General features: G+C 71.8%; 21 protein-coding genes, 1 tRNA gene and 1 pseudogene. 7 read left to right on the forward strand and 16 right to left on the reverse strand.

The genetic code is table 11. From position 1 onward, the window contains the following. Positions 1 to 45 precede the first annotated feature (45 nt). A complete protein-coding gene (locus GPA10_RS40725) occupies positions 46 to 1,281 on the forward strand; it encodes a styrene monooxygenase/indole monooxygenase family protein (RefSeq protein WP_157169809.1) in 1,236 nt (411 codons plus the stop codon). A 27-nt stretch (positions 1,282 to 1,308) separates the two neighbouring features. Here the strand turns inward: GPA10_RS40725 and GPA10_RS40730 are convergent, their stop codons facing one another. The 10 genes and pseudogenes from GPA10_RS40730 to GPA10_RS40775 form a co-directional block, all read right to left on the reverse strand. Beyond that, positions 1,309 to 2,451 (reverse strand): C40 family peptidase, encoded by a 1,143-nt coding sequence (locus tag GPA10_RS40730; protein ID WP_343041883.1) that lies wholly within the window; start codon positions 2,449 to 2,451, stop codon positions 1,309 to 1,311. 165 nt (positions 2,452 to 2,616) lie between these two features. Then, positions 2,617 to 2,928 (reverse strand): hypothetical protein, encoded by a 312-nt coding sequence (locus tag GPA10_RS40735; protein ID WP_343041884.1) that lies wholly within the window; start codon positions 2,926 to 2,928, stop codon positions 2,617 to 2,619. A gap of 37 nt (positions 2,929 to 2,965) precedes the next feature. Continuing rightward, the gene (locus GPA10_RS40740) at positions 2,966 to 3,697 is read right to left on the reverse strand and encodes a TetR/AcrR family transcriptional regulator (RefSeq protein ID WP_058849600.1); all 732 of its coding nucleotides are present in this window, start codon (positions 3,695 to 3,697) and stop codon (positions 2,966 to 2,968) included. 84 nt (positions 3,698 to 3,781) lie between these two features. Beyond that, complete coding sequence (locus GPA10_RS40745; protein ID WP_157169810.1) at positions 3,782 to 4,720, reverse strand: AurF N-oxygenase family protein; 939 nt, start codon at positions 4,718 to 4,720, stop codon at positions 3,782 to 3,784. Positions 4,721 to 4,987: 267 nt separating this feature from the next. Beyond that, a complete protein-coding gene (locus GPA10_RS40750) occupies positions 4,988 to 6,445 on the reverse strand; it encodes a penicillin-binding transpeptidase domain-containing protein (RefSeq protein ID WP_157169811.1) in 1,458 nt (485 codons plus the stop codon). Then, the gene (locus GPA10_RS40755; protein WP_157169812.1) at positions 6,442 to 7,818 is read right to left on the reverse strand and encodes an FtsW/RodA/SpoVE family cell cycle protein; all 1,377 of its coding nucleotides are present in this window, start codon (positions 7,816 to 7,818) and stop codon (positions 6,442 to 6,444) included. The genes GPA10_RS40750 and GPA10_RS40755 overlap by 4 nt, the downstream gene beginning before the upstream one ends. An 80-nt stretch (positions 7,819 to 7,898) precedes the next feature. After that, on the reverse strand, positions 7,899 to 8,264 hold the full coding sequence (locus GPA10_RS40760; RefSeq protein ID WP_157169813.1) for an SH3 domain-containing protein: 366 nt from the start codon (positions 8,262 to 8,264) through the stop codon (positions 7,899 to 7,901). Between the two features lie 169 nt (positions 8,265 to 8,433). Continuing rightward, positions 8,434 to 9,729, reverse strand: a complete 1,296-nt coding sequence (locus tag GPA10_RS40765; RefSeq protein WP_157169827.1) for a sensor histidine kinase — start codon at positions 9,727 to 9,729, stop codon at positions 8,434 to 8,436. 239 nt (positions 9,730 to 9,968) lie between these two features. Beyond that, positions 9,969 to 10,874, reverse strand: a complete 906-nt coding sequence (locus GPA10_RS40770) for a hypothetical protein (RefSeq protein WP_425505895.1) — start codon at positions 10,872 to 10,874, stop codon at positions 9,969 to 9,971. Between the two features lie 31 nt (positions 10,875 to 10,905). Beyond that, positions 10,906 to 11,076 (reverse strand): annotated as a pseudogene (locus tag GPA10_RS40775) (sortase domain-containing protein); the annotation flags it as partial. Positions 11,077 to 11,358: 282 nt separating this feature from the next. On the opposite strand from GPA10_RS40775, the gene GPA10_RS40780 reads away from it, so the two are divergent. After that, a complete protein-coding gene (locus GPA10_RS40780; protein ID WP_157169814.1) occupies positions 11,359 to 12,168 on the forward strand; it encodes a nuclease-related domain-containing protein in 810 nt (269 codons plus the stop codon). 23 nt (positions 12,169 to 12,191) lie between these two features. Here the strand turns inward: GPA10_RS40780 and ligD are convergent, their stop codons facing one another. Continuing rightward, the gene (ligD, locus tag GPA10_RS40785) at positions 12,192 to 13,094 is read right to left on the reverse strand and encodes a non-homologous end-joining DNA ligase (RefSeq protein WP_157169815.1); all 903 of its coding nucleotides are present in this window, start codon (positions 13,092 to 13,094) and stop codon (positions 12,192 to 12,194) included. Between the two features lie 82 nt (positions 13,095 to 13,176). Here ligD and ku point away from each other — a divergent pair, with 82 nt between their 5' ends. Beyond that, complete coding sequence (gene ku / locus GPA10_RS40790) at positions 13,177 to 14,247, forward strand: non-homologous end joining protein Ku (RefSeq protein ID WP_157169816.1); 1,071 nt, start codon at positions 13,177 to 13,179, stop codon at positions 14,245 to 14,247. Between the two features lie 145 nt (positions 14,248 to 14,392). On the opposite strand, the gene GPA10_RS40795 is transcribed toward ku, so the two are convergent. Continuing rightward, a complete protein-coding gene (locus GPA10_RS40795; protein ID WP_246260647.1) occupies positions 14,393 to 15,214 on the reverse strand; it encodes a class I SAM-dependent methyltransferase family protein in 822 nt (273 codons plus the stop codon). Positions 15,215 to 15,525: 311 nt separating this feature from the next. On the opposite strand from GPA10_RS40795, the gene GPA10_RS40800 reads away from it, so the two are divergent. Further along, on the forward strand, positions 15,526 to 16,344 hold the full coding sequence (locus GPA10_RS40800) for an SAM-dependent methyltransferase (RefSeq protein WP_058849590.1): 819 nt from the start codon (positions 15,526 to 15,528) through the stop codon (positions 16,342 to 16,344). Positions 16,345 to 16,467: 123 nt separating this feature from the next. After that, positions 16,468 to 16,539 (forward strand) — tRNA-Arg (locus tag GPA10_RS40805). 142 nt (positions 16,540 to 16,681) lie between these two features. On the opposite strand, the gene GPA10_RS40810 is transcribed toward GPA10_RS40805, so the two are convergent. The 4 genes from GPA10_RS40810 to GPA10_RS40825 all read right to left on the reverse strand — a co-directional run bounded on the left by GPA10_RS40810 (position 16,682) and on the right by GPA10_RS40825 (position 19,857). Continuing rightward, positions 16,682 to 18,139, reverse strand: coding sequence for a tyrosine-type recombinase/integrase (locus GPA10_RS40810; protein WP_343041885.1), 1,458 nt, complete (start codon positions 18,137 to 18,139; stop codon positions 16,682 to 16,684). Next, on the reverse strand, positions 18,136 to 18,330 hold the full coding sequence (locus GPA10_RS40815) for a helix-turn-helix transcriptional regulator (protein ID WP_157169818.1): 195 nt from the start codon (positions 18,328 to 18,330) through the stop codon (positions 18,136 to 18,138). Before GPA10_RS40815 ends, GPA10_RS40810 begins: the two co-directional genes overlap by 4 nt. A 217-nt stretch (positions 18,331 to 18,547) precedes the next feature. Continuing rightward, complete coding sequence (locus tag GPA10_RS40820) at positions 18,548 to 19,330, reverse strand: hypothetical protein (RefSeq protein WP_246260649.1); 783 nt, start codon at positions 19,328 to 19,330, stop codon at positions 18,548 to 18,550. Next, a complete protein-coding gene (locus GPA10_RS40825) occupies positions 19,330 to 19,857 on the reverse strand; it encodes a hypothetical protein (RefSeq protein WP_246260652.1) in 528 nt (175 codons plus the stop codon). Before GPA10_RS40825 ends, GPA10_RS40820 begins: the two co-directional genes overlap by 1 nt. Before the next feature lie 313 nt (positions 19,858 to 20,170). On the opposite strand from GPA10_RS40825, the gene GPA10_RS40830 reads away from it, so the two are divergent. Both GPA10_RS40830 and GPA10_RS40835 read left to right on the forward strand, forming a co-directional pair. Next, positions 20,171 to 20,938 carry a GntR family transcriptional regulator gene (locus GPA10_RS40830; protein WP_157169819.1) on the forward strand — a complete coding sequence of 256 codons (768 nt, stop codon included), beginning with the start codon at positions 20,171 to 20,173 and terminating at the stop codon, positions 20,936 to 20,938. Between the two features lie 25 nt (positions 20,939 to 20,963). Then, positions 20,964 to 21,497: a GNAT family N-acetyltransferase gene (locus tag GPA10_RS40835; RefSeq protein WP_157169820.1), complete on the forward strand. Its 534-nt coding sequence runs from the start codon at positions 20,964 to 20,966 to the stop codon at positions 21,495 to 21,497. Positions 21,498 to 21,805 lie beyond the last annotated feature (308 nt).

Below are 21,805 nucleotides of genomic sequence, written 5' to 3' on the forward strand. Positions count from 1 at the left end.
ACCGCCGCCCCCCCACGGTCGCCCCGAACAGAAGGACCCAGCACCATGCGCAAGATACTCATCGTCGGAGCCGGTCAGTCCGGCTTGCAGATCGCACTCGGCCTCCAGTCCAAGGGGTACGAGGTCACCCTGATGTCCAACCGCACGGCCGACGAGATACGGTCCGGGCGGGTCATGTCGACGCAGTGCATGTTCCACACGGCGCTCCAGCACGAGCGCGACCTGGAGCTGAACTTCTGGGAGTCGCAGGCCCCGGACATCGAGGGCGTGGGCGTGTCCGTGGCGGGCCCCGACTCTTCCCGCGTCATCGACTGGGTCGGCAGGCTCGACGGCCACGCGCAGTCCGTGGACCAGCGCGTGAAGATGGCAGGCTGGATGGAGACGTTCGCGCGGCGCGGCGGGCAGCTCGTCATCCACGGCGCGGCGGTCTCCGACCTCGACTACTTCTCCCGCACGTACGACCTGGTCCTGGTGGCCGCGGGCAAGGGCGAGCTGGTGTCGATGTTCGAGCGGGACGCGGAGCGCTCGCCGTACGACTCGCCGCAGCGGGCGCTCGCCGTGGCGTACGTCCACGGCCTCGGGCCGCGCCCGGAGCACCCCGGGTTCGACGCGGTGCGGTGCAACCTGGTGCCCGGTGTGGGCGAGCTGTTCGTCATGCCGACGCTCACCACGTCCGGCCGCGCCGACATCCTCTTCTGGGAGGGCGTTCCCGGCGGCCCCCTCGACGTCTTCCAGGGCGTCAAGGACCCCGGCGAGCACCTCGCGCTCACCCTGGAACTCCTGGAGAAGTTCGTGCCCTGGGAGTACGCGCGAGCCACCAAGGTCGAGCTCACCGACGCCGGCGGCACCCTGTCCGGGCGGTACGCCCCCACCGTCCGCAAGCCCGTCGGCCGGCTGCCCTCCGGCGGACTCGTCCTCGGCGTCGGTGACGTCGTCGTCGCCAACGACCCCATCACCGGGCAGGGCTCCAACTCCGCCGCCAAGTGCGCGGCCTCCTACCTGGCGTCGATCGTGGCCCACGGGGACCGGCCCTTCGACGAGGAGTGGATGCGGGGGGCCTTCGACCGGTACTGGGACACGGCGCGGCACACCACGAAGTGGACCAACGCGATGCTCGGGGTGCCGCCCGAGCACGTCCTGGACATCCTCGGCGCCGGGGGCACCCTCCAGCCGGTGGCCGACCGGTTCGCCAACGGGTTCAACGACCCGGCCGACTTCGAGAACTTCTTCTACGAGGCGGAGGCGGCGGAGCGCTACCTGGCGGAGGCCGCCGCGGCGTAGCCCCCGTCGGCGCTCCGCGCCTCGTCCTCAATCGCCGGACGGGCTCCGCAGAGCCCGGCCACCTGCGGGCAGCCGCGGCGGCCGGTAGCCGGACACGGACCCCGCCCGCGGGTCGGGGCGCACCGCGCCGAGCACGGGGTTCGAGGCGAGGGGGGAGACCCTGACGCGAGCCCCGGGGCGGGGGGCGTGGACGACCTTGCCGCGGCCGAGGTAGAGGGCGACGTGGGTGGCCTTGGGGAAGTAGACGACCAGGTCACCGGGGCGCAGCTTGCGCAGCGGAACCCGCGGCAACCGCGCCCACTGCTGCTGACTGGTTCGCGGGATCCCCCGCCCCGCCACCCCCCAGGCCCGCTGCGTCAACCCGGAGCAGTCGAACGCCGAAGGCCCCTCCGCCCCCCACGCGTACGGCTTCCCGATCTGCTTGACGGCGAAGCGCAGGGCCCGCGCGCCACGCGCGGAGGGCGCCCGCCCCGACCCGGCGGGCCCGAGCGCCCCGGACGCCAGGAGGCTCCGCTGCGCCCGGTCGGCGCCCCGCTCCTCGGCCCGCTCCAGCGCGGCCAGCTGCTCGGTGCTGAGCGCGGCGAGCATCCCCTCGACCTCCCGCAGACGCGCACGCACCTTGTTCCGGGCCGACTTCTGCCGCTGTGCGAGCGACTCCTGCGCGGCCAGGGCCCGCCGCGCCGCCCCGGCGAGGCCGTCGGCCTTCCGCGCGTCCGCGACGAGCCTGCTGACGGTGGCGGCCCGCTCGGCGCCCGCCCGGCGCAGGACGTGCCGCTGGTCGAGGGCGCCCTGCGGGTCGCGGGCGAGCAGCAGGCGGACGTACGGGGAGAACTCGACGGTGCCGCTCTGGTACTGCTGGCGGGCGAGGCGGCCCGCCGCCCCCTTGCCGTCGCGCGCGGCGGCCCGCGCCTTCGCCAGGTCCCGGTCGAGTCCCGCGGCCTCGCGGCGCTTGTCCCTGAGCTGCTCCTCGGCGGTGTTGTACTGCTCGGTGGACTCCTCGGCCCGCCGGTACAGGCGCTGGAGATCCGTCAGGAGTTCGGCGACGGGGCGTCGGCCGGGCTCCGGTACCGCGGGCGCCGCTGCTGCCGGGAACGGGGCCAGCGGTGCGGCTGTGACCAGCGCGGAGAGCGCGGACCCGGTGCACACCCAGCGCAGCAACCTTCCTGACACGTCATCACCTCCGATGCGCGCCGGGCCGTCCGCCGCGCACCGCGAGCATCGGCCCGCCCCGCGGGACCCGCCCGTCGGCGGTCGGCGGTCGGCGCAATGAGGTCACTCGTCCAGGGCACCCCGGCGCGGCAGGTTGCGCCGGACCACCGTGGCGCCCACCCCTGGCTAGGCGTCCCCGGAGCGCCCGGACCCCGCCGCAGGCCCCGGCTTGGACCAGGGCCACTTCAGGTTCCGCAAGCCCCCCTCGGCGCCGCGCCCCTCGGCGTCGTACGTGTACTTCCAGCCGGAGTGCAGCCCGAGCCGCCGCGCGGGTCCCGCGGGCACCCGGCGGTACACGAGGACCGTGGGGGCGCCGCCCGCGTCGTCCGGGACCGGGACGCGGTAGACCTTCGGCGGGTGGCCGGTCGGGCCGAGCAGGACCGGGAGCACGCGGCCGTCGAGGGGCCCGCCCTCGAAGGGGGTGTCTTCACTCTTCACGGCACCAGTGTCACCCCGCACGCCACCCGCCGGGCCCTCACAGCAGGTGAGCGGCGTCCGCCACCACCGGGAGCACCCGCCGCACCAGCTCGCCCACGGCCCCGTCGGGCCCTTCCAGGGACAGGGCGCGGACGACCACGGCGGCGGTCTGCGGATCACGTCCGGCGGTGGCGGCGATCTGGACGACGAACTGCTCGACCAGCCAGTCCCGCAGCTCGTCGAGGGGCGGCTGCTTGTCCTCGTCGAGCCAGATCAGGGAGGCAGCCTCCACGGCCGTGATCCACATCCGGACGGTCATCCGCAGCCGCGGCCCCGGCGGCTCGGGCAGCTCCATGTGGGCGAGGATGTGCTCGGCGGCGGCACGCCGCACCCCGTCGACGATCGCGGTCGTGCGCGAGGTCTCGACGACGCTGCCGCCGTGCAGCAGCGCGCTGAACCCGGCGTCGTGCTGGTCGACGAAGGCGAGATAGCGGTCGAGGGCACGGCCGAGGCGGCGGGTCAGCGGGCCGTCCTGCGGTTCGGCGAAGCACTTCTCCAGGTCGTCGGCGGCGGTGCGCAGCGCGGCTTCGTACAACTGCTGCTTGCCGCCGGGGAAGTAGCGGTACACCAGAGGCCGCGACACCCCGGCCGCCTCCGCGACGTCGTCGAGCGAGACCTCCTCGGGCGCGCGGTGCGCGAAGAGGTTCAGGGCGGCGTCGAGGAGCTGACTGCGCCGCTCCTCGACGCTGAGGCGCCGGTACGCGCGGGTGGGGCCGACGGCTTGGGTCATGTCCCGCAGCGTAACCGTGATTTCGTACGAGGAGCCGGTCCCGGGGACGCCCCCACGCGGGAACGGACGCCGGGGCGGGACCGCTCAGGCCAGCAGGCCCGAGGACCGCCACAGCCGCCGCCCCACCCCGCGCATCACGCCGATGTCGTCGAGGAAGTCCGTCAGGCGCTTGGCGCCGGACTGCATCACCTCGCGCCGGTGGCCGCTCGCCTTGACCTGGGCCAGGGCCTCGCGCCGGTCGAGGCCGACGTCCGTGTAGACCTTGGGGTTGACGAAGGCGAGGGAGAAGACGCGGGCCGCCTCGCCGCTGCTGACGCGGGTCAGCTCGCGCTCCCAGCGGGGCGCGGTCACCATCTGGCGCCGCAACTCCTCACGGGCGTACCGGACGTGGCGGGCCTCCTCCACGACGTGGATGCGGGTCACGCCGCGGACGAGGGACTGCACGCGCTCGTCCGGGAACGTCAGGCGCTGCATCCAGTCGAGGATCTCCTCGCCGAGCAGGGTGCAGGCGAAGGAGCCGGGGGTGGTGGAGACGGTCTTGAGCACGCGGGCCAGGTTGTGGTTCAGCCTGGTGACGGGGTACGTCGGCGCCCCGCCCTTCTGGATCATGCGGGCGAACATCATCGAGTGCCGGCACTCGTCGGCGATCTCCGTGAGGGCGTACCGCACATGCGCGCTGGTCACGGACTTGTCGTAGATGTGCCGTACGAGGAGCTGCATGAGGATGATCTCGAACCAGATGCCGAGCGAGGCGAGCGAGGCCGCCTCGTGCCGGGCGAGGTCCATGCGCTGCTCCTCGGACATCCGCTTCCACAGCGGGGTGTCGTAGAGCGAGACGAGCTCCGGCGGCCAGAACCACTTGCCGTCCTCGACGGGGGCGTCCCAGTCGAGTTCCTTGTCCGGGTCGAAGGAGTGCCTGGCGGACGACTCGAGCAGGCGCTGGGCCACCTGCTCACGGTCCTTGAGCAGGCCGAGCGCGTCCCGCAGACCCGCAAGTTCGCTGTCTTCGGCCACGGTCGTCATGAGATCTCCTGCTCTCGTGTGCTCTCTCAAGCGGGTTACCGGGGGTCACGTCTTATGAGACTGCTTGTCAGCAAGGCCGTCAATCCCTTGTGCGCGACTTGTTGATCCGGCATCCACCAACGTGTGAGCTCGCGGAGGGGCCACCCCCTGTGCGGCGGTCGCACCCGGTGCTGGGACCGGATGTCGGCGGCCGAGCGCGGCGAACCGCGCAAGCGGCCGGCGCCTGGCGTCGCCCAGGAGCCCCCACCGCTGCGCGCCCAGGGCGGGCTAAGCGCCGAGCACCGCCTCCATCACAGCCTTGGCGATCGGTGCCGCCGTGCCGCCGCCGCTGATGTCCGAGCGGTCGGCGGCGGCGTCCTCGACGACGACCGCGACCGCCACGGAGGGCTCGGGGTCCGCCGGCTTCCGGGCCCAGGCGATGAACCAGGCGTAGGGCGTGCCCGCGTTGCCCACGCCGTGCTGGGCCGTGCCCGTCTTGCCGCCGACGGTCACGCCGTCGATGGCCGCGTTCGTGCCGGTGCCCTTCTCGACGACGTCCGTCATCAGCTCGCGGAGCTGCGCCGCCGTGCGCGGGTTCATCGCCTGCTGAAGCGTCCGCGTATGGGTCGTGGCCACGATGTCGTCGTCGGCGGACGTCGTCCGGTCCACCAGGTGGGGGGCCTTGACCGAGCCGCCGCCCGCGACGGCCGCGGCGACCATCGCCATCTGCAGCGGGGTGGCCCGCGTGTCGTACTGGCCGATGGCGGACAGCGCGAGCTGGGCGTCGTCCGTCGCGGTGTCGAAGGTGCTGCGGGCCGCGGGCGAGGGCACCTTCGGCCCCGGGCCGTCGAAGCCGAACCTCTTCGCGGTGTCCGCCAGGGCGTCCTGGCCCGTGTCCACGCCCAGCTTGGCGAAGACGGTGTTGCAGGACCACTGGAAGGCGTGCCGGAGGCTGGCGTCCGAGCAGCCGTCGACCTCGTTGGCGAGGCTGGTGGAGGTGCCGGGCAGCGTGTACGGATCGGGGGACCGGGTGGGGGCGTCCAGGTCGGTGATCCGGCCCGCGTCGAGCGCGGCGGCGGCCGTCACCACCTTGAACGTCGACCCCGGCGGATAGGTCCGGCTGAGCGCGCGGTTGAGCATCGGCTTGTCGGGGTCGGCGTTCAGCGCCGCCCAGGCCCCGGTCACGGCGCTGCCGGTGCCCGCGAGGCGCTCGGGGTCGTAGCTGGGCGATGAGACCAGGGCGAGCACCTTCCCGGTGGCCGGGTCGAGTGCGGCCACGGCTCCCTTCCTGCCGCCGAGCCCGGCGAACGCCGCCCGCTGCGCGGCCGGTTCGACGGTGGTGACGACCTTGCCGCCGGGGCTGCGGGTGCGGGCCAGGTCGTTCCACAGGGGCAGCGGGGCGAGCATCGGGTCGGTGCCGGCGAGCAGGGCGTCCTCGGCGTGCTCCAGGAACGTGGTGCCGTACACCTGCGAGGCGAAGCCGGTGACGGGCGCGTACAACGGCCCGTTCGTGTACGTGCGTTCGTGGCGGAGCTGCTCGCCGGTGTCCCGGGAGCCGGTGACGGCCCTGCCGCCGACCAGGATGTCGCCGCGCGCCCGGTCGTAGCGGGCGATGTCCTTGCGGCGGTTGGCGGGGTTGCTGTCGTACGCCTTGGAGTCCACGACCTGGACGCGGGTGGCGTTGACGAGCAGCGCGAGCAGGAGCAGGGCGCAGAGCGCGGCGGCGCGCCGGATGTACTTGGTCATCTGCGGCCGTCCTCGGGGTCGCCGGGCACGGGCGGGGGCTGGGCGCGTGCCGAGTCGCTGACCCGGATGAGCAGCGCCACGATGATCCAGTTGGTGACGACGGACGAGCCGCCCTGCGCCAGGAACGGCATGGCCATGCCCGTGAGCGGGATGAGTCCCATGACCCCGCCCGCGATCACGAACACCTGGAGCGCCACGATCGACGCCAGGCCGATCGCGAGCAGCCGCCCGAACGGGTCACGCAGCGCGAGCCCGGCCCGGTAGCCGCGCTCCACGAGCAGGGCGTACAGGAGGAAGATCGCCGAGAGGCCGGTGAGCCCCAGCTCCTCGCCCGCCGTCGCCAGGATGAAGTCCGACTTGGCGGCGAAGCCGATGAGGACGGAGTGCCCGAGGCCGAGCCCGGTGCCGAGCATGCCGCCCGCCGCGAACGCGAACAGCGACTGGGCGAGCTGGCCCGGTCCGCGACCCGCGTCGATGGACGCGAAGGGGTGCAGCCAGTCCTGCACCCTGCTGTGCACGTGCGGTTCGAGCGAGCCCACGGCGAACGCGCCCACCGCCGCGAGCAGCAGGCCGACGGCGATCCACCCGGTGCGCCCGGTGGCGACGTACAGCAGGATCACGAACAGTCCGAAGAACAGCAGCGAGGTGCCGAGGTCGCGCTCCAGGACCAGGACGCCGACGCTCAGCAGCCAGATCGCCACGATCGGCCCGAGCACCCGGCCCGTGGGCAGTTGCATCCGGGTGAGACGCCATACGGTGCGGCCGGAGTACGCGAGCGCGGTGCGGTTGGCCGCGAGGTACCCGGCGAAGAACACCGCGAGCAGGATTTTGGCGAACTCGCCGGGCTGGAAGGAGAATCCGCCGATCCGGATCCAGATACGGGCACCGTTCACCGCGGGGAAGAAGATCGGCACGATCATGAGGACGAGGGCGGTGACCACCGACAGATAGGCGTAGCGGCACAGCAGGCGGTGGTCGCGCAGGAGCAGCACGACGGCGATGAACAGCGCGACGCCCACCGTCGACCAGATCAGCTGGGCGGGCGCCGCGCGGTCGCCGGGAGTCTCCAGGTCGAGCCGGTAGATCAGCACCAGACCGAGCCCGTTGAGCAGCACGGCGATGGGAAGCAGCAGCGGGTCGGCGTACGGGGCGCGCAGCCGGACCGCCACATGGGCGAGCAGGGCGAGCACCCCGAGCCCGGCGCCGTAACCGGCGGCGCCGGGCGGGACGGCGCCGTCGCGGGCCAGACCCACCTCGCAGTAGCCGTACACGGACAGGAGCACGGCCACGACGATCAGTGCGAGTTCGGTGCCACGGCGCCGCGGGACACGGACAGCGGGGACGGGGGTGGACTCCGCTGCTGTTCCGGTCATGTCCGGAACGTAGCAAGCGCTGGGTCCGATGTCCGGTTATGTCGCCGGTGTCCTGCGGGGGCGTCGGCCTCGGTACGGGGTCAGCACCAGCGCGGTGCGGGCCCGATGTTGGCGATGTAGTGCGCGGCGCCCCACGCCCAGGTGCCGTCCGTGAGGAGGTACCAGCGGTCGTTGTGGTGCACGTACTGGCCGCGCGCCTTGCAGAAGATGTGCACGACCTTGCCGTGCGGCTCGTGCCGGACGACCTTGCTGCCCCGGGTCGGCGAGTCGCGCAGGAGCAGCCCACCCTTGGCGGTGATCCGCCCCTTGTAGACCGGCGCGTCGTTGTTCGCGGCGTCGGCGACGGCGGCGGGCGCGGCGGTCAGGACGGTGGCGGCGGCGAGGGCGCCGCCGGCCAGGGCTATGGAGAGACGGGTGGCGACGGAGGGGCGGGGACGAAGGGCCATCGGGGCCTCCTGAGCAGAGGAGCGGGAAGCGGCCGAGTACGACCTGGCATGGCCTGGAAAGGTCGAACCAATGCCGCAAATGCACACTAAAAGCGCCCTGCTGTGTGCGCAAAAGGTCACAGCCGGTCAGCCGTATCCGTAGGCCCGCCCCGGCCCGCCGGTGGCCCCGCTAGGCCCCGGCAGGGCTCGATCCGGTCGGCACGGCGTCGTCGCCGCCCGGCTCCTCGTACGGAAGGGTGAGAACCGCCACCGCCCCCGTGCCCCGCGTCGCGTTGGAGAACACCAGGCGCGCTCCCACCACCCTGGCCTGCCCGAGGGCGATGGTGAGCCCGAGGCCGTGCCCCTTGCTCGTGCCCTCGGTGCGGAACCGCTGCGGCCCGTGGTCGACCAGGTAGCCGGGGAAGCCGGGGCCGTGGTCCCGCACGGTGATGACGGGGCCGTCCACCGTCAGGGTCACCGGCGCCGCCCCGTGCTTCAGCGCGTTGCCGACGAGATTGCCGAGCACCCGCTCGAGGCGCCGCCCGTCGGTGTCCACCACGATGTCCCGCACGATCCGCAGGTCCACCTCGGCGCCCGAAGCGCGCACCACGCGCTCGGCCAGTGGAGCGAGCCGGACCGCGTCGAACTCCACGCGCTCGCTGCGCGCGTCGAGGCGGGAGATCTCCAGGAGGTCCTCGGTGAGCGTGCGCAGCGTCGACACCCGGTCCCGCACCAGTTCGGTGGGGCGGCCCGGCGGCAGCAGTTCGGCGGCCGCGTGCAGCCCGGTCAGGGGGGTGCGCAGTTCGTGCGCGACATCCGCCGTGAACCGCTGCTCGCTCAGGAGCTTGCCCTGCAGCGACGAGGCCATCGTGTCCAGGGCGCCGGAGACCGTGGCCACCTCGTCCTGGTGGCGGTCGGCGTCCCGGGTGCGCGGGTCGTGCACGCGCGCGTCCAGGTCGCCCGCGCTGATGCGGCGCGCGACCCGCGCCGTCAGATGCAGGCGCCGCGTCACGCGCGTCACCGCGAACGCGCCGACCAGCAGCGTCGCCCCGATCGCGAGCACGGACGAGCCGAGGATGGCCCGGTCGAGCCCGTCGATGGTGCGGGCCCCCTGCGCGTAGTCCACCTGGACCGCTATCGCGCGCCCGCCGTCGGCGGGTCCGGCCGCCCACACCGTCGGCCGCTCGTCGTGGTCGCCGACCATCGTGCCGCGCTCCCCGCCCACCGCCAGGTCGCGCAGCGGCCCCGGCAGGCCCGGCGGGTCGATGCCCGCGCCGGGGCCGAGCCGCCCGCCCGCCTCGTACTGCTCGGTGGCGTCGTCGAGCCGGGTCAGGGCGCGGTCGCGGGCCTGCCCCACGGTCTGGTTGGTCACCGCGACGTGCACGAGGACGCCGAGCAGCGCCGCGAGCGCGCAGCACATCACGGCGATGAACACCGCCGCCTTCCAGGCGAGGGTCGCCGTCCAGGCGGGCAGCCGGAGCGGCAGCCGGAGCGGGCGTGCCGGGCGCGTCGGACGCGTCGGGCGCGTCGGGCGCGTCGGGCGCGGAAGGCGCCGCAGGAAGCCGCGGGTTCGCGACAGCGCGGCCTCGGGCTCGGAGGCCTCGGGCTCGGAGGCCCCGGGCTCGGTGGACTCGGGCTCGGTGGACTCGGGTCGGGAGGCCCCGGGTCGGGAGGCCCCGGGTCGGGAGGCCCCGGGTCGGGAGGCCCCGGGTTCCGGGCGGGCGTTCACGAGCCTCCGCCCGTGCCGCCGTCATCGCCGCCGCCGTCGCCGCCGTTGTCTCCGCCGCCCGCCTCCGGCGTGGACCTGCGGCTCTCGCCGGGGGCGGGCACGCCGGGGGCGGAGGTCTCCCCGGGGCCCTGCGCGGGCTCCGGGGCCTCGGTCAGGGCGGGCACCTGGCTACGGGCGCCCTTGGGCCGCGGCGCGTCCGACGAGCGCAGGATCTCGTCGCGGGTGGGCAGCATCGCGCGCTGGTGCCGGTCCCAGGACCAGGCCGTGCGGTACTCGTACCCGGGGATGCCGGAGACGGCGCGCACCACCAGGGCGCGCCCGGCGAGCTCGACGCCGAGCACCGCGTCGGACGTGCCCATGATCTGGGTGAGGAGCCCCTTCTCCATCGCGTACACGCGGACGGCGAGCTGCTCCTCGGGCATGCGGATGCCGATGACGAGGTCGTCCTTCCCGTCACCGGTGAAATCGCGGTAGTACGCCTTCAGGACCGGGCAGTCCCCGGACCGTTCGCCACAGTCCTTCAGGGCCTTGACCGTCTCCTTGTAGAGCGCGTCGGGACCGCTGTAGACATCGGGGTTCGCGGCCACCTCCGCCCTGACGACGGCGAGGGGATCGACCTTGTGCAGATCACCGCCGGGCACCCGGACGCCCTCGACCACCTCGGTGTCGGCCTCGCCGTAGTCACCGACGGGCGAGGACGCGGGCGGCAGGTCGGGCCACAGCCGCGTCGGGCCGACGGCCGTCGGGGTGGTGCCCGCGCCGCGCAGGTCGCCCGGGTCGCCGCAGCCCGCGAGGGCGGCCACGGACAGCACGAGGACCGCGGCGGCGCCGGGCGCGCCGCGGCGCGCCGGGCTGCGGTGGCGCACCGGCCTGCGACTGCGCGGCCTGCGGCTGCGGTTCAACTGGCACTCCTGCTCGCGGGTGCGGCCTTCTTCACCGTACGAGGTCGGCGTAGAGGATGATGTTGTCGGTCCGGTGACCGTCCTTGAGGGGGCCGCCACAGGTCACGAGGCGCAGCTCCGGCCGGTCGGTCGCCCCGTACACCTTATGGGTTGGAAAGTCTTCCTTGTCGACCTGCTGGACCTCACGGACCCGGAACGCCGCCATGCCCCGCCCGCCACGAGGAACGCCGGGTTCGTGGCGGCGTTCATACCCTCCGCGCCCGCCCTCAAGACCCGGCGGCCCTGCAACAGGGGGCCACAGCTGTGCGGGCGGTGCCGTCACGGGACGGGGGACGACATGGCGCGCGGACCGGCCCGGGGTGGCGAACGCAGGGCGAATGGGCGTCAACTTCTGTGTGTGGCAACCAGCTTCTTGCCGGAGCGCCGTCCGGGCTGCTCCCATGGTCATGGGGTGTTGGACCATGGGGACGTGGGGTGATGGGGCATGAGCGGACTGCGCGTCGTACCGGCGTGGCGGCACGGACACGAGCGGCTCTACGTCTGCCGGACGGACGGCAGGAGCGTGGCCTGGTACGACCGGGACACCGCCCGGGTGAACCTGTTGAACGCCGACCGCGAGGCGGACGTCCTCGACGCCCTCGCGCCGTTCCTGACGGGGAACGTCACGGTGGGGCCGCCTCCCGTGCCCACCCCCGCGGAGCTGGCCAGGCTCACGCTCCACCCGGACGACGACCTCGCGCCGAACCGGCCGGGGGAGGCCCTGCGCATCGCCATCGACCGCGATCCGCCGCCCCCGCGCAGGCTGCGGTCCGATCCGCGGCACCGGGCACTCGCGGCCGAGACGGCCGTGGGCGACGCCCTCGACCGCCTGGACGCGGTCGGCTGGCACGCGCTGCACTCGATCGGCCTGCCCGGCGGGACCCGGCTGCACCATCTGCTCATCGGCCCCGGCGGCCTCTTCTGCGTACGGACACTGCCGGTGCGCAAGCAGCGCGTGCGGGTGGCCGACCCGATGGTGACGGTCGGGCGGAACCAGCCGGAACCGCTGTTACGGGACCTGCGGGCGGACGCGGGACGGGCGTCGTTCGCGCTGACGGCGGAGGTGCGGGCGGTGCTCGTACCGGTGGGGGCGGCGGACGTGGACGTGGACGTGGAGGCGCCGCCCCGGGAGGTCCGCGTCCTGCTCGAACAGGACATCCCCGCGCTGGCCCGCGCGGGCGGCGTCCTCAAACCGGCGGACGTCGAGGCGCTGCACGCGCTGGCGCGGGACCGCAGGACGTGGCGGCGCATCTGAGACCGGAGCACGGGCCCTGAGGGTCACCCGGCCGCCCCGGGCAGCGGCCGGGCCTGCTCCGGATCGAACAGCGGCGCGAGCAGATCCCCGTACCGGTCGAGGCGGGGTGCGATGTCCGGCGCGCGGAGGACCAGCGGGTCCGGGTCGCGGCGGTCGAGGCACTCCGCCACCTCGTCCCAGGTAACGGGTGCGGACACCGTGGGCTCGGGCCTGGCCCGCAGGGTGTAGGGCGTGGCGGTGGTCTTCGCCGCCGCGTTCTGGCTGAAGTCGACGAACACCTTCCGCGGCCGCAGGCTGCGCGTCATCCGGTGCACCACGAGCCGCGGCAGCGCCCGCTCGGCCTCCACCGCGAGCTGCTTCGCGTACGCGGTGACGTCGGCGGACGCGACGGGCCGCAGCGGTACGAGCAGATGCAGCCCCTTGCTGCCGGACGTCTTGACGCAGGGCGCGAAGCCGTCCGCCGCGAGCCGCTCGCGCAGCCACAGCGCCGCCTCGCACGCCTGGACGACGTTCGCGGGCGGCCCGGGGTCGAGATCGAGCACGAGCCGGTCGGCGAGGCCCGGCGCGTCCGCGCGCCACTGCGGCGTATGGAACTCCGTGACCAGGTTGGCCGCCCACATCAGCGTCGGCAGGTCCTGTACGAGGATCTGCCGGGTGGTCCCGTCCGACCGCACCACCTCGGCGGTGCGCACCCAGTCGGGTGTACCGGGGGGTACGTTCTTGGCGAAGAACTGCTGCCCGTCGGGTCCGTCGGGGAAGCGCAGGAAGGAGACGGGACGGTCCCGCAGATGGGGGAGCAGGGCTTCGGCGGCGGTGGCGTAGTAGTGCAGGACCTCGGCCTTGGTGAATCCGCTCGCCCGGTACAGCACCTTGTCCAGATTGCTGAGCGAGAGCCGCCGCCCCTCCACCTCGGTGATGGGCGTCATACGATGAGAATCCCATGAAACCGGGGCAAAGCCACTGGCGAGCCCAGGTCGCGACCCATCCGCCCGCCGAAAGGTGCTCCCCATGCGGTCCATCTGGAACGGCGCCGTCTCCTTCGGCATGGTCAACATCCCGATCAAGCTCATGAGCGCCACGGAGAACCACGCGGTCTCCTTCCGCCAGATCCACACCGAGGACGGCGGCCGCATCCGCTACCGCAAGGTGTGCGAGCTGGAGGACCACGAGGTGCCCACGGCCGAGATCGGCAAGGGGTACGAGGACGCGGACGGCTCGGTCGTCCCGATCACGGACGACGACCTGGCCTCGCTGCCGCTCCCGACCGCGAAGACCATCGAGATCGTCGCGTTCGTACCGGCCGACACGGTCGACCCGCTCCAGATGGACACCTCGTACTATCTGTCGGCCGACGGAGTACCGGCCGCCAAGCCGTACACGCTGCTCCGCGAGGCACTCAAGCGCAGCGAGAAGGTGGCCGTCGCCAGGTTCGCGCTGCGCGGGCGCGAACGGCTCGGCATGCTGCGCGTCGTCGACGACGTGATCGCCCTGCACGGCCTCCTGTGGCCGGACGAGATCCGCGCCGCCGACAGCGTCGGCCCGGACTCCGAGGTGAAGGTCCGCGACGCCGAGTTGGACCTGGCGGACGCGCTGATGGACACCCTCGGCGAGGTGGACCTGGACTCCCTGCACGACGACTACCGCGCCGCGGTGGAGGAGATGATCGCCGCCAAGGTCGAGGGCGGCGACACCGGCGCGCCCGAGCCCGCTGCGCAGGAGGGCGGCGGCAAGGTCATCGACCTGATGGCGGCCCTGGAGAACAGCGTCCGCGCGGCCCGCGGCGAGAAGCCCGACACGGATGCGTCCCGAGGGCGGGAAGCCGAGGTGACACCGATCCGCTCCCGCGGCTCCGACACGAAGAGCACGAAGAGCACGAAGAGCACTACGAAGAGCCCGACCCGCAAGTCGGCGCCGAGAACCCCCAAGGAGGTGGGCGGAAAGAAGTCGACGGCGACGAAGAAGACGACCGCGAAGAAGGCGACGGCAGCTGGGAAGAAGACGACCGCGAAGAAGCCGACGGCAGCTGGGAAGTCGAAGACCGCGAAGAAGCCGACGCCACGGAAGAAGACATCGGCGTAAGCGCCCCACGACGGTCCTTTACCGATACCGATACCGATACCGGTACCGGTACCGGTACGGACACCGGTGCGGTACGGGCACCGGTGCGGTACGGGCACCGGTGACGGCACTGGCACTCCCCGGGCACGGGCGGGGCGGCGCCGCCTCACTCCGCGCCGCCAGGCCCGCGGCCAGTCCCGCACACGGTCACCGTGAACAACCCCACTTCCTCCCGCCGACTGGCCACCTCGCCGAAGCCGGCGGCGCGCGCCCACCCCTCGGCGCGGGCGACGTCGCGGCACTTCATGACCCACGGCTGCCCGTTCCTGTTGGGCAGTACGTTGGCGATGAGGTCCAGCTGCGGATGGCGGGTCTGCGTGGTGAAGACGAGGGTGCCGCCGGGGGCGAGCAGCCAGCGCAGCCGCTCGACGGACTCGCGGATGGCCTCGTCGTCGAGCAGCAGCTCGTAGAGACCGGACACCACGACGACGTCCGGCGCCCCCGCGTCCGGCTCCTTCGGGTCGAGGGCGTCCCCGATCTCGTACGAGACATGGGAGAGCCCGCGCTCGCGGGCGAGCCGCTCGCCCTGCCGCAGTCCGGCGGGCACCAGGTCCCTGCACACGACCCGCAGCCGCCCCGGCCCGTACTCGGCGGCCAGGTCCTGGAGGTAGCGGCCGGGTCCGGCGGCGACATCGAGGACGAGGACCTCGCGGTCCTGCCGGGCGTCGAGCTGCTCGCGCAGCACGTCCTCAAGGAGCGCGCGCCGGGCGCGGACGGCGCGCCAGCCGACGGCGTTCAGATAGACGCGGTCGACGAGACGCCCGACGCCGAGGACGCCGCGGGCGCGGTTCACGTACACGTAGTCGAGCATGGTGCCGCTGTCGAAGCCGTACCGGTAGCCGGTCCTGATGCCGCGCGAGCTGCGCCCGACCGTGTTCAACAGGCCCCGCAGGACTGCCCACTTGAGGTTCCGAAGAGGTTTCGTCATGCCCGCAAGGGTGGCGGCGGGCCCGGGAGGGGGCATCCGTACGGGTACTCAGACGGCCGGAGGTACGGCGCACCGTGCGCCCCGGTCCACGCCCCCCGCCTCATTGCTGCGGGAGGCGTACGCGCTGGAACCGGGCTTGGGCGACACCAAGGCCGCAACCCAGCCGTAACCCCCCGCAACCTCCCTCACGGGAAGCGCACTTGCTAGGTTGCCCTTGATCAACCTGATCGAACAGATCAAGCCACTCGACCCGATCGGGCGGATCGAAGGAACCATCGGCTCACGTACACCACGTACCGCAGGAGGCCCCCGTGTCAGGACCGGACCCGAGACTCGAATCGTCCGCCGAGATACGCGCGCGCATCGACACGAGCAAGCCGCACTCGGCGCGCTTCTGGAACTACTTCGTGGGCGGCAAGGACAACTACGAGAAGGACCGGGAGCTCGGCGACCAGATCCAGGAGATCTTCCCGGGCCTGGTCGACGTCGCCCGCACGAGCAGGCACTTCCTCGGCCGCGCCGTCCGCCACCTGGCGGGCGAGCAGGGCATCCGCCAGTTCCTGGACATCGGTACGGGCCTGCCGACCGCGGACAACACCCACGAGGTCGCCCAGCGCGTCGCCCCCGAGTCGCGGATCGTGTACGTGGACAACGACCCGCTGGTCCTGGCCCACGCCCGCGCCCTCCTGACGAGCACGCCCGAGGGCGTGACGTCGTACATCGACGCGAACATGTACGAGCCGGAGGCCATCCTGGAGAAGGCGGGGGAGACCCTCGACCTGAGCCGGCCGGTGGCCCTCATGATCCTGAACACCCTGGGCCACGTCGGGGACCACGACCAGGCCCGCGACCTGGTGAACCGCCTGATGGCGGGCCTGCCCTCGGGCAGCTACCTGGTGATCAGCGACTCCACGGCCACGAGCGAGGGCATGATCGCGGCGTCGGCGGCGTACAACAAGAGCGGCGCGATCCCCTACCACGTCCGCCCCGTCGAGGAGATCACCGCCTTCTTCGACGGCCTCACCCTCACCGACCCCGGAGTGGTCCCGGTCACCAGCTGGCGCCCGGAGCCCACCACGGACACCTCGATCGCGGTCGACGCCTACGCGGGCGTCGCCCGCAAGCCGTAACGCCCCACCCCGCACGCGTCCGGGGCCCCCGCTCGGGCCCCGGACACTGCACAAATCCCCGTTCATCCCGCCCCCACGAAGCTGGTAGTGTTCTACCCGTCGCCGCCTCACAGCGGCCGATACGCCCCCGTAGCTCAGGGGATAGAGCAACGGCCTCCGGAGCCGTGTGCGCAGGTTCGAATCCTGCCGGGGGCACTCGTCCAGTGAAGACCACCCTTGAACGTCCAAGGGTGGTAGACCAGGGCGGATGCCGATACGAGAGAGCGGGAGTCAGTCTCACTGACTCCCGCTCTTTCTCACTCTCTCTCAGTGTTCGCGCACCATCTGCGATACACGCTCAGGCCGTATCGCCGTCCTCTTCCAACGCCTTTGTGATCTTCGCGTTGGCCGCTTCTTCATGCCCGTCAATGCAGCCGTGATAGCGCCGGTGGATCACCTCTGGCGAGTTGCCGACCCGGCGGGCGACCTCAGCGATCGGCACCCCCGCGTTCAGCCACCGCGTGATGCACGCGTGCCGCAGGTCGTACGGGCGTCCGGCCAGCGGCGAGGCGACACGGTCAGGCGGTAGCGCGTACTCCCGCGCTTCCTCCCACACTCGCCAGTAGGTAGAAGAGCCGACCACTCCGCCGCGCTCGTTGCCGAACACGCGCCCTTCCTTGGCTGAGCCGAACGTATCCAGGTGCGTGCGCAGGATCGTCACCAGGACGGGCGGGATAGGCACTGGCCGGTCGCTCCTGGCCTCCCGCGCCTTCAGCCCGCGCCGGTCGTGACGCTCGCCGGAATCGGTCCACTGCTTCCCGGAGACGGGACGTGTCTCCCGAAGCGTCAGCGTGCCCCATCCTGCGTCCGGGAGATCACAGTCCGACCGCCTCAGTCCGACCGCCTCAGCCGGACGCAAGCCCGCGTAGTAGAGGACCGCGTAGAAGGCTGTCAGACGCCTCCCGCGGCACCGATCCCACGATCCGACGTAGGAAACTCCCGCGAGCAACTGACGGGCCTGTAGGGCGTTCACCAGGACGCGCCGGTCCACCACATCGTTGGAACTGATGCGCTTCCGGCGAGCGCGCTGAAGGGGGTTCTCCGGGAGCTCTCCCGCGACCACCGCGTGTTCGAGGGCGGTGTTCAGGGCCCGGCGGCGACGCCTGTACGTGTCGCCTGCGGCCGGGGCGCCGTCCAGCTTGTACCCGATGCGGTACAGCACGTCTTCGAACACTTCGGCGTCGGCCACATCGAGGACCGGACGGTCCGCCGTCGTGAGCCAGTCGTACGCGGCCTTGAGTTCGGCTGGCGGGTCCTTCCTCGCGTTCGCAGGCACGATCGCCCACCGGAACGCAAGCCGCAGTTGCCCATCGGGGGGCACGCCGTTCCCGCGCTTGACCATGGCGAGGCTCACGGCCGCTAGGCCATCCGCCATGCCTTCACGGGTCTTGGCTGCGCTCGTACGCCACCGTCCGGCCACGTACGTCCGGCAGAACTCGAACCACCTCAGCGTCCCCCGCGCGGCAGCTTCGGCTGCTGCATCCGCCGCGCGCACCTCGGATTCAGGCTGTCCGCTTGCGATCTCGAAAGCCTCACCCCGCCGCATCGCCTGCCGCAGTTCAGAGCGCCGATTCTCGGCAAGGGTCGACGTGGCGAACGTCGCGCTGCTCACCTTCCCGCCCACGACCCAACGGAGTTGGTACGGACGGGCCTTACGGTCGACTTTCGTGACCTTCCACAGCCGGATGTCGAGGGAGTACCCCGGCCGCGCCTCCCCGTGTGGGCGGCGGGCCGGGGCGTCGTCGGTCGTGCTCACGCAGCGTCCTCCCGCTCCGTGAGCCAACGCTCATATTCCGATCGGCGGATCCGCACGTCGCCGTTCGGGAGCTTGATCGAGCGGGGCCCCTTTCCGAGCTGGCGCCACCGGTAGAAAGTCGACGGAGCGACCTTCAGATCGGCAATGACTTCCTTGACGGTCATCTTGTCGTCCACCGTGCGGGCGCTCATGCCGCCGTCCTCTCCGGGGCCGGGTGGTGCGGGGTCGATTCGGGCAGATGAGGGGTGGACCGTGGCGCGGCGGGTGCGGCCGACTGGTCGGCATGGGCGAGTCGGGCCAGTGCCCGACCGGTGAACACCACCGGTCCGCCGTGAACACTCGATCGGGCGGGCGCGAACGCAGGGGCGACGTCGTGAACGGGACCCTTGGGTTTGTTCCTCCGCGTGGTCACCACTGCTCCCGCAGTGCGCGGCGCCACGTGCCGTCCGGTCCGGCCGGCGGGGTCGCGCCGACCGCGTAGCCGCCGCCGTCCAAGCGGACGATGAGCGGGGAGGGCTGGCAGGTGTCGGCACGCATCAGGTCGAAGCAGAAGCGGCGACGGTGCCAGTCCGGTAGGGCCTGCCGGTAGAGCCAGTCACGACCGGCCGTCACAGGGGCCGCGAACTCCCGGGCCATCGCGCTCCCGAGTCGGATCAGCGTCTCAACGGGCACAAGGGTGGCGCCCTGCCGGATGGCGCGGGAGACCAGCAGGGGCGCCCGCCGCACGGTGACCGCGTCCACCTGGTGGTGACGGTAGGTGTCCGACAGGTACAGCGCCGCGGCTGCTTCCCCGACCGTCATGGGACGGGAGCGGGCCCCGGCGTACCAGAACGACAGGGCGAGCCGGTAGGCGAACCTGCGGCACGCGCCCACCTCGGGAAACTCGGCCTGGTCCAGCCCGCTGAAGGTGTCGGCCACCTCGGCCACCCCGCCTGTGCCCAGCTCTGCAAGGGAGGCCAGGAACGCGGCGTACAGGGTGTCGGTGGTGGGCACGGGCACGGCCATCTCGTCGGCGGCTGCCTCGAACAGGACGGCGGCCACCTCCCCCGGCGACCACTCCAGTCCGGCGGCCGGGAGGTTCGGGAGGTCTTGCGAGGCGCGGCGGCGCTCCCGCCGTGCCAGAGGCACGGCGGGAGCGGCCGGGGCAGTCACGCGGGCGTACAGCGCGTCGAGCGGGCCCGGGGTGGTCATCAGGCGCCCGCCCGGCGGGCGCGGTGGTGGGCGAGGATCTCGGCGGCGCGGTGGACCGGGCACAGCCGCTCGTACGACTCGCCCGGCTCGGCGCCCCCCAGCGTGATCCCGCCCGTACCCCGGCACGGGCATCCGCCGTCCACCTGCGCCACCGCCGCCACGCCGTTGCGCTGCCGCGCCGCGTCGGTCATCCCGTCCAGCGCGATGCTCCCGCTCGCTGCCTGGTTGGCGAGCAGCAGGCGGCGCGCCTTGGGGAAACGCTGCTCGTGACGTGCCTGAACCCGGGTCGGCACCAAGTTGCTCGCGTTCAGAAGCTGCCAGCCGAGCAGACGCGCGGCCCGGAGCCGCATCTCGTCCACGCCGAGACGCTGTACGCCCTGCGCGATCCAGGCGCGGACCTGCGCGGTGGTGTGATTGCGCTTCTGGTTCGGCATGTCCGAGGCGTACAGCGCCGCAGTCCGCTCCGAGTGCGTCAGGTCAGCCACCTCAACGGCCACGGTGGTTACGTCGGCGGGGGTGTGGGCCATCGTCGTCACGCTTCCTCACCCCAACCCGGGGTGGAGAACGAGCCGAGAACCCGCACCGTGCGGCCCTCTTCCAGCTCCGCACACTGCGGAGCCACGTAGTACACGGGCTCGCTGGACTCGTTCGCGCCCCGTTCGATAACGGATGCATCAGGCATCATGGAGTTGCCCCTTCGAGGGTCGGGGGGCGGCGGCTTTACTTGGCGGTTTGGGCGCCGCCCCCACTGGCTTGAGCCAGTTACTGGCTTGAGCCAGTTGAGCATGTGGGTTCGCGCGACGTCAACCCACTGGCTTGAGCCAGTTGTAGGCTGGTTCCATGACCTCCGCCGAGAGTGCACAACCCGCCAGCAGGCGCATCGCCGATGCGCTGCGCTCAGCCATCGAATCCGGCGAACTCCGCGCCGGTGACAAGCTCCCGTCAGAGCGAGCCCTTGCCGAGCGCTATGGCGCCGCACGCAACACGGCCCGTGAGGCTGTACGCCTGCTTGCCGAGCAGGGGCTTGTGATCGCCCAGCACGGTCGGGGCGTATTCGTCCGCGAACCCCGCCGACTCTTTCGCTTTGGCAGTGATCGCTACTCACTCGCGAACCGAGCCACAGGTTTGACTCCATTCCGTCTTGAAGCCCAGCGGCAGGGAAAAGTCCCGCGCATTGATGTCCCCTCGATCGCCCGAGAGGTGCCGCCCAGAGACGTAGCCGAGAGGCTCGATGTCCCTCCGAATCAGGAGAGCGTCGTACACAGGGAAAATCACTACTTCGCGGACGATGAGCCGGTTCAAATCGTTTCCACCTATGTCCGTTGGGACGAAGCTCAGGGCACGCTCCTTATGGAAGCAAGGAGCGGGCCTAATGGAATTTACGGACGACTCGAAGAACTCGGTCACATCATGACCAATATTCGCGACGAAATTATCGCGCGCATGCCGACTCCACATGAGGCGACCATCCTTGGACTTCAGTCCGGAATCCCCGTGCTTGAAGTTCTGCATACGAGTCTTGACCAGGATGGAGTTCCGTTCGAGGTCTCTCGCTACGTTCACCGCGCCGACCTGACGGGGCTCAAGTATGAGCTGCCTGTGCAGTGACAGCCCGTCGTTGGAAGGAAAGTAGATGACGCATCACGACACCGAACACGAAGTCGCGATTCGGCCCCGCACAAGCGCGGATATCGCTTCAGCCGCTTCGGCACTGGTGGCGGTCCATAGTTCCGATGGTTATCCCGTAGAAGGTGTAGCCCAGCCAGAGGAATGGCTCTCTCCGGCGGGCCTGCTAGCCGCGTGGGTTGCCGTATTAGACGGCCGCACTGTAGGGCATGCCGCTATCGCTCGACCGTCCGGGGAGGAGGCGGTTTCGCTATGGACTAACCGTAGCGGAGCCGATTCGGAAAGTGTGGGCGTACTTGCACGACTCTTCGTTCTCCCCGAGATCAGGGGGCGCTCTGTTGGCGAATCTCTCGTGCAAGCCGCAATGGAATATGCAGGGAATCACGGCCTGCGTTTGGTGCTCGATGTGATGACAAAAGATCACTCGGCAATCCGTCTCTACGAGCGGCTAGGGTGGCAGCAAATCGGGAACATCACTCACCGCTTCGGGGAAGGACAACACATTGACGCTTTGGCCTACGTCTCTCCCGATCGCGCTTGATCGGGGGCACGCGCCTAGGCGCCCCCTTCTCCAGGGTCCGCCACGTCCGCCACGCCGCCACATCGCAGGTCAGGGGCTCGGAAGTGTGGCGGATAGCCGTCGTGTGGCGGATAGCCCCCCAGGTAAAAGCAACGGGGACCGGCCTGCGGCCGGGCGACTTCCGGGCGCCCCCGCCGGGTGAGAGCTCCCGGCCGGACGGCGACCGCTGGCCGACCAGGATCAACCACGGCGTTTCAGGTGGGGGCGTCTCCCTTCTCCAGGGGCCGCTACATCCGCTACGCCGCTACATCGCAGGTCAGAGCCATGAT

It is taken from the genome of Streptomyces typhae (assembly GCF_009755605.1).
Taxonomy (GTDB): Bacteria; Actinomycetota; Actinomycetes; order Streptomycetales; family Streptomycetaceae; genus Streptomyces; species Streptomyces typhae.